A 12,298-nucleotide genomic window follows, 5' to 3' on the forward strand; every position below is an offset into this window, starting at 1 on the left:
CCCCAGCGCCGATGGTACTTCGTCTTAAGACGCGGGAGAGTAGGTCGCTGCCAGGTCTGCAAAGCGCAAGAAAAACAACCGGAAATCAATCTTCTCTTCTTCTTCGGCCCAGCCGAACACGGGCCGCCTCCAAGCGGCCTTTTTGTTTGGATAGACTGAAAAAACAGTGCGTTCCTTACGCGAGACAAATTGCTTCAGCAATTTGCTCGGCACAGACCGCAAATCCCAAGGATTTGCGTTACCGCGACAAATCCCATCGGGATTTGCGCTGACCGGATAAACCGCTCACGCGGTTTACCGAGATGGCGCGGGGTGGAGCAGCCCGGTAGCTCGTCAGGCTCATAACCTGAAGGCCGCAGGTTCAAATCCTGCCCCCGCAACCACTGAGACTTGAATATTTTGCCATTCAAGTCGTTTCACAGAAAGCTCCTCCGCGTAAGCGTCGAGGAGCTTTTTGCGTTTTAACTCCGTGTCCAACTCGCCGGCGCGAAGCTTCTCCAGATAGTCGTGGTGTTTCAGGTCACTTCGACTGCTGGCTAGCTTTGCTCGCCTGCGAGTAACGACCAAAGAATGTAACTAAAGGGAATGCATCCTTGGTGGCATGGCTTCCTACGAGTTGAGCGAGGACCAACTCCCCACGGAAACGAGCCTCCTCAACCGCATCGCCGTGTCCATGGCCGGTATGGCAGCAGAGGCAGTGGTGTTCGGCGATCGGTCAGGCGGATCAGGCGGCGTGATTGGCAGTGATGTCGAGCGGGCCTCGTCTATAGCTCGGCGCATGGTCGGCAGCTACGGACTCGGCTCGAAGCCGGTCTTTATCGCTCCGGTTGAGGAATTAGCCGAGAAAGGACTGCCTGAATGGCTCGAGACGGAAGCGAATGAGATCGTCTGGGCGCAGTATGATCGAGCCCTTAGAATGCTCGCTAACGAAGGGGATCGTATCGTCGCCCTCGCTACAGAGGCAGTCAACCATCGTGCCCTCAAGATCGAACGCGGACGATAGCCAACGAGTGTAGCAGCGGTTTGAAGTTGGCCGGCGCGGCACCTTGGCAATGTGGATCTTCGCCTGAAGTCGCCACGCCCGGAACGCCGACAGGGCATCGATATCGCCACGGTAATCCCGTCGGCTCGCTCGATTGAATCCTTCGATGGCATCGCCCGTAACGGGGTGGAAACCCCTTCCGAATAGAGCGTGTCCTAGATCAAGGATTCAAATGGGAGGGTTCGATGAGTGTGGAGACGGATCTTCGTGATGTGACCGTAGTCATCATTGACGTTGCAGAAATTGCAGCGAAACTCGAGACGGCTTTTACAACGACTGGAGCGACCGTTTGCGTGGTGACCGATCTCGAATCGAGCCGCAGGCTGAGCCCTACCTTTCTTCCAGACGTCGTGGTGATGGACTCTGGGACCATTGCCGATCGTGAGCTGCGGGCGCTCGCGTTTCGTTGGGCCGACGGCGACAGGTGCGTCACGATCTTCTATGACACCCAGTGGCCAGAAGGGCACTACGGTCGCAACGGAATGATCCATAAATCGAGACCCATTGCTGAGGTGGTCGAGGCCGCCGTTTCCGGAATGAGAGGACGCACTCCAGAAGGGACCAAGCAGCTTAGAAGCACATGAGCGCCAGAGATGAACGAGGGAGTGTCTGCTGGGGGGCCGTTCGATACAAATCAGTACTGATCGGGAACGCAAGGCATAACCGGCGCCCGTCCCTTCGATAGCGGTGGCAGATAGGCTGTGGCCACGCACTTGAGACTTGTGGCCACGCTCCCCAACCTCGATCGGAAGTTCGGAGCACATGGACGCCAGAATACTCAAACAGGTTCAAGATGCCCGCAACGCCAGCAGGCAGGACATCGCCAATGGCCTCGTGGAGACGATCACTCAGATCGGTGGCGAGCCCCTAACTGTCAGAATGGCGAAGGACGAACTGAGTGCAGTACTGGGGCAGGCCCGAAACGGCATACCTAAGCTTATCGGCAATCGGAAAAAGACCGAAGACATGACGTTGGTGATCTCTCTGAAGGATCTCGCCGAACTTGCTACCGCTGCAAGGCAGGGAGAGACCGTCGGCGAGGCTCTCGATGCAATCGGCTTCAAACCTCATACGGGCGGCCGCATCATCGTCGGTCAAGGCCGCAAGCGTGAGCCTCTTCAGCGAACCGGTAATGCCGACGGCTCACTGAAATGAAGGTTCGTGCAGCGGGAGTTGTGCCCCCCCGATGCGATTGCGGCTGCTATGAACCGCATCCCCTGGATGCCATCGGAAATCGTGGGCGCATGAGCGAGGCTGTCCGTAACCCCAAGCCGATCGTTCAGAATTATCTGCGCGATCTCTGAGTAGAGGGTGGCGAACGCCTCCAGAGCCTTAAGGATGGCCCGGCAGGATCCGGGGATTGCGCTGCCCCGCCGTTGTCGTCCCGAAACCTGCGCGAGTCAGAGTGTGCAGGGGAGCGTCGAAGATAGCCACTTGAGCTTTCCCCGCCGCGCTATCGTTCGCCAGGACGACAGGTGGTTCGCCTTGAGCCCATAGCGATCCGCCACTCGTTCACTATTACGCCCGTCCGCAGGCTTTCCGAAACGATCCGCGCCTTCGCCTCGTCCCGCCATTGGCGATGCCCCTCACGTCTGGTCTAGCCAGTCGTGAGAACCTCCAACGTAGTCTCCATGGAGAACCTCCTCGTCGGTCTGCCATGGAACCCCGATCACAGAGTTTCAGCGCTCCTCAGGTGCTTTGAGCTGCCGGAACTGCAGCAACAAAAGAAAGTCGTAGGTGATCTTCAGCGTGGCGCAGATGACGAGCGGTAACGACCGATACGAGGCAGCAAAAAGTGCACCTGCGAGGGCGGGGCTTACCGCGGCGGCCAGACTGCGCGGCACGGATGTGACGCTTGCGGCGGCGGCTCGCTCGGCTTCGGTAACAACGGCCATTACATAGGAGGAGCGCGTCGGCACATCCATCTGAGAGAGGGCGGCCCGGATCAGCAGCAGGACAAGCGCCATGGGCAAGGTGGGTGCGAACGCCGCCAGCAGCAGGGCAATGCTCGACGGAATGTGGGTAAACACCATGGTGTTGATGAGGCCAATACGCAGTGACAGCCATGCGGCGACGGGAAACGAGAACGCCGAGAGTACGCCCGACCAGAAGAAGAATACCCCGGCTTGCGCGAGCGATAGATCGAAACGTTCGAACAGCCACAGGGCAAGCAGCGACTGGACGACGAAGCCGCCCGCGAAGGCGTCGAGGCTGAACAGGGCTGCGAGCTTCAAGACGATGGCGCGCGAGGGGCCAAGCGCCGCCGCCTTGGCAGTATCCTGGCTGGCGATACGCTTTGGTATGCGGGCATAAAGGAGGCCGCCGACGATTCCCAGGAGCGCGTAGAGCACGAACATCAGCTTGATTGCGGTCAGTCGTTCAAGCCCCACGGCGATTGGAAAATCCGGCAGGGCGGCCGCGAGCGCGCCGGCGGCGCTTGCGAGCGCTCCGATGAGGCTGTAGCGAGCAAACATCCTCGTCCGCTCCGCATCGGTCACTTCGCGAGTGAGCGCCGCGTGCTCCAGCGGCACGAAGACACTCACGCTGCCGGCCGACGGATTGATCGTGCCGGCAAATGCGACCACCAGCAGCAGCCAGTAGTCCTGCACGATCGACATGGCGACGCCCGTGGCAATCATCAGGCCGGCGGCGGCCAGAAGCGACGAGCGAAGATCGTGGCGCGCACCGAGGAAGCCGACGGCGATCGTCAAAAGCGCGGAGCCTGAGAGCGATGCCGTCGCGATGATGCCGACCTGCAGCGGGGAAAATCCAAGTGCGAGCAGATAGACCGGTAGCAGGATAGCCACGAAGCCGTCGCCGAAGTCGCGCAGAGCGCGCGCTGCGAATAGATAGGTCGCCGGATGGGTGCTTTGCATGGATTTCACTACTCCAGCGGCCTCCTGCGCTCAGCTTTAGCGCTTACGACTTCATCAGCGTCCAGATCATACCGGCGACGGCGCAGGCCAGCAGCGTCGCGATGACAGACGCGCGGAACCGGAAGATTGCGATCCCTGCTGCCACGGTCAGGACGAGCGACGGCAGAACCAATGAGCTCAACACAGGCACGTCGAGAGTGAACCGCCCGAGGTTCCAGGCCGCGACCTCGGAAAACAGCGTGTGCAGGCCGAACCAGACGGCGAGGTTGAGGATCACGCCGACGACGGCAGCAGTGATCGCCGACATCGCGCCTGTCAGCGCCACGTTGTTGCGCAGCCGTTCGATAAACGGCGCGCCAAGGAAGATCCACAGGAAGCAGGGGACGAAGGTCACCCAGGTGGTCAGGATCGCGGCAAGCGTCGCCGCCGTCATCGGGTTCAGCGATCCGGGATCACGATAGGCTCCCATGAAGCCGACGAACTGAACCACCATGATCAGCGGGCCAGGCGTCGTCTCGGCCATGCCGAGCCCGTCGAGCATCTCGCCGGGTTTCAACCAGCCATATTGCTGAACCGCCTCCTGGGCGACATAGGCAAGCACCGCGTAGGCTCCGCCGAAGGTCACGACCGCCATCTGGCTGAAGAACATGCCGATCTGGGTGAAGACGTTGTCCGGCCCCAGGAAAACAAAAAGCAAGGCGAGTGGCACGAGCCACAGCGCAAGGAACACTGCCGAGACTCGCAGCGACCAGGCGAGGTTCGGCCGTGCGTGGATCGGCGTCTCTTCGCCGAGGACCGAGTCCTCGTCCTTGAGGATCGGACCGGTTCCCGCCTTGTGACCGCCGCCGATCTTGAAGAGTGGCGAACCGGTACGGCCGCCGATATAGCCTATGATGCCGGCCGCCAGGATGATCAGTGGAAACGGCACGCGGAAGAAAAAGATAGCGATGAAGGCCGCCGCGGCAATGCCGATCATCAGCCGGTTCTTGAGCGCCCTGCCGCCGATGCGGAAGACCGCCTGGACGACGACGGCGAGCACCGCCGCCTTAAGGCCGAAGAACAAACCTTCGACGACAGTGACATTGCCGAAGGCGGCGTAGATGTAGCTCAAACCCAGGATGGCAAGGAACCCCGGCAGCACGAAGAGCGTGCCGGCAACGAGACCGCCGGCGGTTCGGTGCAGCAGCCAGCCGATATAGACGGCGAGCTGCTGCGCTTCCGGACCGGGCAGCAGCATGCAGTAGTTCAGCGCATGCAGGAAGCGGTGCTCGCCGATCCAGCGCTTCTCGTCGACGAGGATGCGATGCATCACCGCGATCTGCCCGGCCGGACCGCCGAAGCTCAACGCGGCCACTCTCAGCCAGACGCGGACGCCTTCGCTGAAGGGGATGCCGTGGCTGTATGGCTGCCGCGCCGCATCCGGCGCGGCCTTGTCGGCAATCTCGGTCATCTCAGGCATCCTTTTTCGGCGAAGGCCAGTTGTGCGTTTCCTCGGTGGCATCGCGGCACCAGCGATAGAAAGCGTCATAGAGCAACGTCCCCGCTTCGAGCTGCTCGAGATCGTCGGCATACATACGCGACAGGCCGAGCGACGCCGCCAGCAGACCTGATGCTTCCGGCGCGAGATCGAGGCGCGAGGTGTCCGCGCCGCGCACGATGGTCGCGAGCCGCAAGAGTGGCTCCGTCGAAAGACCGAATTCCTCGATCATCACGTCGAAGGTGCAGAGCTCGCCCCTATGGCTCCAGCGGACAGGAGCGTCGATGTCGAAGGGGGTTGCGGCGAAGCGTTCGCCGACCATCTCGACCTCCGGCGGCGACACGAACAGGAAGACCGCCCGTGGGTCGACAAAACGGCGGATCAGCCACGGGCAGGCGATCCGGTCGATCTTCGGCCGCGCCCGGGTTACCCAGACAGTGCGTCCGTTCGTATCCCGCTGCGGTATCGCGGATACGGGCATGGCCGGATGGCCGCGCTCTGCCCAGGCCTCGAAGCCGCCGTCGAGGACGTCGGCGGCAATGCCATGGTGGCGGAGCCAGGCGGCAACACCATAGCTGAGTTTCTTGCCTCGATGGCAGATGACGACGGCGGAGTCACCATCGATCTCTTGAGCCCATTCCTGCACAGCGCGGTAGTCGCGCCGGACCGAGCCCGGTACCAGGCGCGGGTCGGCGTCGAAGTCCTCATCAATGCGGACGTCGATAAGCACAGGGCATTTCGGGGTGCCAATCAGGCGGGCGAGTTTATCGGGAGAAATTTCAAGAAGTGACGACATGGCGCGTCCTCCGGGTGAGCGGTTGAATGGACGCGATGCTTCGGCTGTCGCCTCGTGGGGTGATCGCAACCCCATACACGACGTTTTCTGCTCTTTGACCAGAGCTGTCAAGCGGCTCGACTGCTCAGGTCAACGCAGGATCTCGTGGATCGCAACTGCGACGAGAATGACGCCTGCGATCGCCTCGACCGCCTTCGAGGTCCTGGTCAGCAGTGTCGGTCGCGTGGCGAGCAACCTCTCTATCCGCGTCCGGAAGAGTACCGTCGCAAGCGCTACGCTGGAGAGGGTCAGCGCCACCCCGGTCATCATGACGACCGCGAACATGATACCCGCCTCGGGCACGCCGCGCGACATGGCGAAGGTCATGACAAAGAGCGTCAGCGGGCAGGGGATGAGGCCCGCCATCAAGCCGACGGCGACGTGTTCTCCCTCGCCGTGGAAATGCGGCGGGCGGAACAATGCGCTCCAGAGCATCCAGGCTCCGATCACTCCGAGCAGACCGCGGCTCACGTCCTCCAGCAGCGGCGCCGAACCGGCACTGCCGAGCATGACGGAAACCAGCGGCAGCGAGAACAGCGCGATCAGCACGGCCATGGTGACGTGAGTGACCGACAGCGCGATCGACACCGTCAATCCGCGAGTGATCCCCGCCGATGACCCCGTCAGATAGGTGGCGAGCACGGCCTTGCTGTGCCCAGGCGTTATCGCGTGCACCGCGCCGAAGACGATGCCCATGGGCAGGAATGCGAGGAAAGCGCTCCAGCCGCCGCCATTCGCGAAGGCTTTGATGTGCTCGGCGAAGGTGAGATAGATGTCGCGCTGAAGGTCTACGATTGTCTGCAGCAAAGCCCCTAAGCCCAATTCAGTGCGATGGCGGCCACGGCCAGATAGCGCGTCACCTTGGCGATCGCCACCAGCACAACAAAATGCGTTAGTGGCTCTTTCATGACGCCCGCGACGACGGTGAGCGGATCGCCGACGATCGGCACCCAGCTCAACAGCAGCGACCACTTGCCATAACGATGATACCACTCTCGCGCACGTTCCAACCCGGCGTCACTTGCGGGGAACCACCGCTTGTTCCGGAAACGCTCGATGCCGCGACCGATAAGCCAGTTGAGGACTGAGCCGAGTACGTTGCCGAGACTTGCGACGGTAATGAGTAGCCATGGCGAGAAACCTGAAAGAAGCAGGCCGGCCAGCGCCGCCTCCGACTGCATCGGCAGGATTGTTGCCGCGGCGAGCGCCACCAGGAACAGCCCGGCATAGATAGCGAGCTCGCTCATCGTTTGTACGCGCGGGGCGAGGGATCGGCTCCAGTCGTCATCGTTCGGCCGGCCAATCCGGGTGATGGCGGTCGATCACGAAGACGTGGGTGTGCCGGCGTCCGTTGCCGTCACGGGTGGCGCCGACAACGTGAGGATGGTCATCATCAAGTTCTTCGTGGACGTGTTCGATCTCGTCAGGGTCATGTGCCGGCCAGAGCCGGGTCGCGACGAAGATCGCGGCCGCGGCGATCACCCCGAGCGTCGCGAATGTTGCCGATAGACCGACCGTGGCCCCAAGCCAACCGGCGAGCGGATAGGTGATCAGCCAGCAGGCGTGCGATAGGGCGAACTGCGCGGCAAAAAGTGCCGGCCGATCTTCCGGGTGGGCGGAACGGCGTAGCAGACGGCCGGATGGCGTCTGAGCCAGGGAATAGCCAAGGCCGATCATTGCCCAAAGCGGCAACAGCAGTCCAAAACTTGGCACGAACACGCCGACGAACAATCCGGCGACAAGAACGGCAGTGCCGGCCAACATGGCGGTACGGTCCGGTGTCTTGTCGAGGAGACGCGGCAGCAGCAGGGCGGCAATCATCGACCTCCGCCGAAGGCCGCAAGGGCAAGCGCCGTTGCGCGCTGGGTGAGGCCGAACTCAGCCTGGACGAGGACAACAGTGTTGACAATGACCATCGATCCGGCTGCCGAGACCGCGAGGCTGAGCGCGAGCAGACCGCGGAGGCGCGGGGTCGACAGATAGATGCGCAGGCCCCGCGTCGTGCGATCGTAGATGCCGCGCCGCTCCGCAGCCTTCGGGCTCGGCAGCACGACGGAGACGACGAGGGCAGCCGAAGCGAGGAACCCGACTACGGTTCCCGCAAACAGGCTGTGGAAGCTGACGACGGTCAGAAGGGCGGCCGCCAGCATTGGGCTGGCGACGCTTTCAAGATCGTAGGCAAGCCGCGAAAGCGACAGCGCGCGGGTATATTCCTTTTCGTCCGGCAGCACGTCCGGGATGGTCGCCTGGAAGGTCGGGGTGAACGCGGCCGATGCTAACTGCAACACGAAGATCAGCATATAGACCTGCCAGATCTCGCTGACGAACGGCAGCAGCAGCGCCACGGCGGCGCGAACGAGGTCGAGTGAGACAAGCATCGCGCGCCGCGGCAGTCGCTCGGCGAAAGCGGCCGCGATGGGTGCCACGCCGACATAGGCGATCATCTTGATGGCGAGCGCCGTGCCGAGGACAGCGCCGGCTTGCGTGCCTGCGAGGTCATAGGCCAGAAGTCCGAGTGCGACGGTGGCAAGCCCGGTTCCGATCAGCGCGATGACCTGCGCCAGGTACAGGTAGCGGTAGGTGCGGTTGGCAAGAACTTGCAGCATGATGGCCTCGGCTCATTCAGTCGCGGTGATGGAGGACATTGCGGCTGATCCTTGCGCCGAATGGGCGGATAGGCCGGACCATCCCTGGAAGCCGACATAGAGGCCGACGGCGATGATCAGGATGCTGGAGAAATAGGGAGCGCGCCGCGCGACCGTACCGAACCAGCTCCACCGTTTCGTCGCGTGGCGCACGCTCAACGCCGCGGCTGCGCCGACGGCGACGAGGGTCAGCGCCAGGCCGATCGAGAAGCACAGGACCAGGACGAAGCCCAGCGTGAACTCTTTGAGTTGCAGGCAGAGCAGCAGCACGGTGATGGCGGCCGGACAGGGAATAAGCCCGCCGGTCAATCCGAAGAGCACGATCTGCCCGGTGGTCACGTTCTGGTTGGCAAACCTGCGACGAATGTCGTTGGCATGCGCCAGCTCATGGGCGTCCTGATAGCCGTCCGTCGCGACCTGCAGCCCCCGAAGCTCCTCGTGGATATGATCGTGGCCATGCCCCTCGACGAAAGCTAGATCGTAGGAATGATCGCCTTGGCCGATGCTCACCCGTGCCATGAATTCATGCGGCTCCGGGATCTCCTCGATCGATTCTAGGTAGCCATCAAGGAAGCCGCCTTGCTTGACAAAGCTGAACGTCTGTCGCGATCCGTCCGGACGTTCCGTCACGACGCTGACATCGTGTGCCGAATTCCAGTTTTGGCCGCGTTCGGAGCGAATGCGCCAGCGTGGCGGCACGCCATCCTCGTAGACCTCGACGCTGAAGACGCCGTGTCCGGTATCGATCTTGCGGACGTCGTCGTGACCATGACCATGTGGCTGGCCGTGGGCATGATCGTGGTGCCCGTGATGGTCGTGGCCAGCCGCCGCTTTGGCTCGCTGCTGGTCCTGCCAGGTCCGCCACAGCATCCACAGTGCAATGACGACAATGATGGCTGCGGAGGCGAGCTGGAAATACGGCTCGAAGACCTCGGAATCCACCCCTCGCCAGACGTACATGCCCGCAAACGCAATCCCCCAGACGATGATCGTGTGCGAGACGGTCGCGGCAAGCCCGAGCAGGACCGCCTGCGCGACCGTGCCTCGTATGGCGACGATGAAAGCGGCCATCATGGTCTTCGAGTGGCCAGGCTCGAGCCCATGAAGTGCACCGAGCAGGATGGCGCTCGGAACAAACAACCAGGCATGGGCGGACCCCTGCTGGATCAGGTCGGCGAAAGCGGGCATTGGGACAAACCTCAAAGGTACTTGGTGATCGACTTGAACTCATCGATCGATTGGCGCTGGTCTCGGGGCAAGGCCCCGACCGTCTCTTCGAGGCAATGATCCAGATGGTCCTGGATCAGAGTCCGTTTCGCTTGCGTGATCGCCTTCTCCACCGCATGGAGCTGCTGTGCGATATCGAGGCAGGGTCTTCCCGCCTCGATCATCGCGATGACGCTTTTCAAATGTCCCTCGGCCCGCTTGAGCCGCTTGACGATCTCGGGATGGGTGTCGTGCCGATGTTGTTCCATGACTAGTTCCTATCCCCCTGGAGGGGATATTTCAACTGGGAATCTTGCCGGAATTCGCGAACACGGCTATCAGTGCGCTCATGATGCTTCGCCCGGGACAGAGATTACTGACTGTTCTTGCCGCCTTCGCGGCAAGCATCGCCATGCTGTTATATGCGTTCTCCGCCCCAGGTTCTCACGCACCGCGCCTTCATTCCGCGAGTGTCGAGGTGATGGTTTCCAGTGATCACCAGGATCACGGTGATCATTCGCATGATGAAGGCGATGTCGATGATGCAACGGGGGATGTTGCTGACCACCACCACGCCGATCACACCCACGACAAGGCGGAGTTGGTGGCCTTCGATCACGCGGGAACGCGGGCGCTGCCCGGTGCCACCTATATTGTTCTAAGCCCTGACCTGACGGGTCGGCCGCCCTACGGCATCGATCGCCCGCCTCGCCCCGTGACGTTGACCTGACGATTGCCGCTCCGGCGGCGGGTTTAACGAAATAACGGATTCTACATATGAAGCTAGCACCAGTTGGAGGCGGGCGGCGCAGGATTGCGCCCGGCTCGCATGTCCTCCGGTTCATCCTTGCTGCCTTGTCCCTGCTCGCGTTGGCAGGCACGGCGACTGCCCACGCCGTCGCCGAGGGCGACAAGGGCTATATCCAGGAGATCTCCGGGATCAACATCATCCCGTTCATCTATCTTGGCGCCAAACACATGGTCACGGGATACGACCACATCCTGTTTCTCTTCGGCGTGATCTTCTTCCTCTATCGGCTGAAGCACATCGGTATCTATGTGAGCCTCTTTGCCATCGGCCATTCGACAACGATGCTGCTCGGCGTCTACTTCAACATTGGCATCAACAGCTACATCATCGATGCGATCATAGGGCTTTCGGTGGTCTACAAGGCGCTCGATAATCTCGGTGCCTTCCAGCGATGGCTCGGCTTCCAGCCGAACACCAAGGTCGCGACGCTGGTCTTCGGCTTCTTCCACGGCTTCGGTCTCTCCACCAAGATCATCGAATACGACATTTCTCCCGATGGGCTCGTTCCAAACCTTCTCGCCTTTAATGTCGGCGTGGAGATTGGCCAGCTTATCGCGCTTGGAATGATCCTGATCGCAATGAGCTATTGGCGGAAAACCCCAAGCTTCCTGAAACATGCCTACGCAGCCAACGTGCTGATGATGACCGCCGGCTTCGTGCTGATCGGCTACCAGCTCACCGGCTATTTCGCATCCTAACTCCCAAGAAAGAGACAGAACATGTTCAATTCACAAGCACCGTCGCCCGATGATCTCCCGAGCTCCGCACAGCTTCTCCGTTCGACCGTTTTCGCCGCGCTTGCGGCCGCAGCCATCCTGGTAAGCGTTGTCCTCCCGTCGGAATACGGCATCGACCCGACTGGCGCAGGCTCGGCCCTCGGCCTCACCGAAATGGGCGAGATCAAGACCCAGCTCGCCGAGGAGGCCGAACGCGACAGGCAAGCCAGCGGTGACAACGCCACCTCGCCGGCGATCGATGCTGCGCCCCAGCAGGGCTCCAGTCTGATGGAGCGCATCATCCGCGAATTAGGCATCTCCAGCGCCTATGCGCAGGAAGTTCGCCAGGACGAAATCTCGGTGACGCTGCAGCCGGGTGAGGGTGCCGAGGTCAAACTCGCCATGCTGAAGGGCGCGAAAGCAAACTTCTCCTGGACCGCAAACGGCTCGAAGGTGAACTTCGATGCCCATGGAGATGGGGGTGGCGAAAACATCAGCTACGAAAAAGGGCGCGGTGCTGCGGAGGACAGCGGCGTGCTCGAAGCGGCCTTCGACGGCAATCACGGCTGGTTCTGGCGCAACCGCACCACCGAGCCGGTGACCGTCACCCTCAAGACTGACGGAGCGTATTCGGAAATCAAGCGCATGATGTAGGCGGATAAGCCCGTTGCCGGCGAGAAAAGCCGGCAA

At 61.7% G+C, this 12,298-nt stretch carries 13 protein-coding genes, 1 tRNA gene and 1 pseudogene; 7 read left to right on the forward strand and 8 right to left on the reverse strand.

Annotated elements, in window-relative coordinates; genetic code table 11:
* Positions 1–306: 306 nt before the first annotated feature.
* The 4 genes from BC360_RS17160 to BC360_RS17175 all read left to right on the forward strand — a co-directional run bounded on the left by BC360_RS17160 (position 307) and on the right by BC360_RS17175 (position 2,197).
* Positions 307–383: transfer RNA gene (locus BC360_RS17160), tRNA-Met, on the forward strand.
* Positions 384–601: 218 nt separating this feature from the next.
* Positions 602–1,003, forward strand: coding sequence for a hypothetical protein (locus tag BC360_RS17165; protein WP_065796143.1), 402 nt, complete (start codon positions 602–604; stop codon positions 1,001–1,003).
* A gap of 224 nt (positions 1,004–1,227) precedes the next feature.
* Positions 1,228–1,626 (forward strand): hypothetical protein, encoded by a 399-nt coding sequence (locus tag BC360_RS17170; protein WP_065796145.1) that lies wholly within the window; start codon positions 1,228–1,230, stop codon positions 1,624–1,626.
* A gap of 178 nt (positions 1,627–1,804) precedes the next feature.
* Positions 1,805–2,197, forward strand: coding sequence for a hypothetical protein (locus tag BC360_RS17175; protein ID WP_065796147.1), 393 nt, complete (start codon positions 1,805–1,807; stop codon positions 2,195–2,197).
* Between the two features lie 524 nt (positions 2,198–2,721).
* Here BC360_RS17175 and BC360_RS17180 read toward each other — a convergent pair.
* From BC360_RS17180 to BC360_RS17215, 8 genes and pseudogenes are all read right to left on the reverse strand, one after another.
* Positions 2,722–3,927, reverse strand: coding sequence for an MFS transporter (locus tag BC360_RS17180; RefSeq protein WP_065784197.1), 1,206 nt, complete (start codon positions 3,925–3,927; stop codon positions 2,722–2,724).
* Positions 3,928–3,961: 34 nt separating this feature from the next.
* Positions 3,962–5,377 (reverse strand): chromate efflux transporter, encoded by a 1,416-nt coding sequence (gene chrA, locus BC360_RS17185; protein WP_065784196.1) that lies wholly within the window; start codon positions 5,375–5,377, stop codon positions 3,962–3,964.
* Positions 5,370–6,191: a chromate resistance protein ChrB domain-containing protein gene (locus BC360_RS17190; protein ID WP_065796149.1), complete on the reverse strand. Its 822-nt coding sequence runs from the start codon at positions 6,189–6,191 to the stop codon at positions 5,370–5,372. Before BC360_RS17190 ends, chrA begins: the two co-directional genes overlap by 8 nt.
* Positions 6,192–6,320: 129 nt before the next feature.
* Positions 6,321–7,037: a nickel/cobalt transporter gene (locus BC360_RS17195; RefSeq protein ID WP_065796151.1), complete on the reverse strand. Its 717-nt coding sequence runs from the start codon at positions 7,035–7,037 to the stop codon at positions 6,321–6,323.
* Positions 7,038–7,042: 5 nt separating this feature from the next.
* Positions 7,043–7,477 carry a YqaA family protein gene (locus tag BC360_RS17200; RefSeq protein WP_065796153.1) on the reverse strand — a complete coding sequence of 145 codons (435 nt, stop codon included), beginning with the start codon at positions 7,475–7,477 and terminating at the stop codon, positions 7,043–7,045.
* Between the two features lie 37 nt (positions 7,478–7,514).
* Positions 7,515–8,836: pseudogene (locus tag BC360_RS17205) on the reverse strand (MFS transporter).
* A 12-nt stretch (positions 8,837–8,848) separates the two neighbouring features.
* Positions 8,849–10,063, reverse strand: coding sequence for a nickel/cobalt efflux transporter (locus BC360_RS17210; RefSeq protein WP_065796155.1), 1,215 nt, complete (start codon positions 10,061–10,063; stop codon positions 8,849–8,851).
* A gap of 11 nt (positions 10,064–10,074) precedes the next feature.
* Positions 10,075–10,350 carry a metal-sensing transcriptional repressor gene (locus BC360_RS17215; protein ID WP_065784191.1) on the reverse strand — a complete coding sequence of 92 codons (276 nt, stop codon included), beginning with the start codon at positions 10,348–10,350 and terminating at the stop codon, positions 10,075–10,077.
* Between the two features lie 44 nt (positions 10,351–10,394).
* Here BC360_RS17215 and BC360_RS17220 point away from each other — a divergent pair, with 44 nt between their 5' ends.
* From BC360_RS17220 to BC360_RS17230, 3 genes are read left to right on the forward strand one after another with little or no spacing between them, the layout of a single operon-like run.
* Complete coding sequence (locus tag BC360_RS17220) at positions 10,395–10,811, forward strand: hypothetical protein (RefSeq protein WP_244512760.1); 417 nt, start codon at positions 10,395–10,397, stop codon at positions 10,809–10,811.
* Positions 10,812–10,858: 47 nt separating this feature from the next.
* Positions 10,859–11,590: a HupE/UreJ family protein gene (locus BC360_RS17225; protein ID WP_065784190.1), complete on the forward strand. Its 732-nt coding sequence runs from the start codon at positions 10,859–10,861 to the stop codon at positions 11,588–11,590.
* A 21-nt stretch (positions 11,591–11,611) separates the two neighbouring features.
* Positions 11,612–12,262 (forward strand): transmembrane anchor protein, encoded by a 651-nt coding sequence (locus BC360_RS17230; RefSeq protein WP_065796157.1) that lies wholly within the window; start codon positions 11,612–11,614, stop codon positions 12,260–12,262.
* The last annotated feature ends 36 nt before the right edge of the window (positions 12,263–12,298 follow it).

Source organism: Ensifer sp. LC163, from assembly GCF_001695855.1.
Classification (GTDB): Bacteria; Pseudomonadota; Alphaproteobacteria; order Rhizobiales; family Rhizobiaceae; genus Ensifer.

Coding starts and splice junctions, on each gene's coding strand:
- BC360_RS17165 (WP_065796143.1), top strand. CDS start 602: ATGGCTTCCTACGAGTTGAGCGAGGACCAACTCCCCACGGAAACGAGC.
- BC360_RS17170 (WP_065796145.1), top strand. CDS start 1,228: ATGAGTGTGGAGACGGATCTTCGTGATGTGACCGTAGTCATCATTGAC.
- BC360_RS17175 (WP_065796147.1), top strand. CDS start 1,805: ATGGACGCCAGAATACTCAAACAGGTTCAAGATGCCCGCAACGCCAGC.
- chrA (WP_065784196.1), bottom strand. CDS start 5,377: ATGCCTGAGATGACCGAGATTGCCGACAAGGCCGCGCCGGATGCGGCG.
- BC360_RS17190 (WP_065796149.1), bottom strand. CDS start 6,191: ATGTCGTCACTTCTTGAAATTTCTCCCGATAAACTCGCCCGCCTGATT.
- BC360_RS17200 (WP_065796153.1), bottom strand. CDS start 7,477: ATGAGCGAGCTCGCTATCTATGCCGGGCTGTTCCTGGTGGCGCTCGCC.
- BC360_RS17210 (WP_065796155.1), bottom strand. CDS start 10,063: ATGCCCGCTTTCGCCGACCTGATCCAGCAGGGGTCCGCCCATGCCTGG.
- BC360_RS17215 (WP_065784191.1), bottom strand. CDS start 10,350: ATGGAACAACATCGGCACGACACCCATCCCGAGATCGTCAAGCGGCTC.
- BC360_RS17225 (WP_065784190.1), top strand. CDS start 10,859: ATGAAGCTAGCACCAGTTGGAGGCGGGCGGCGCAGGATTGCGCCCGGC.
- BC360_RS17230 (WP_065796157.1), top strand. CDS start 11,612: ATGTTCAATTCACAAGCACCGTCGCCCGATGATCTCCCGAGCTCCGCA.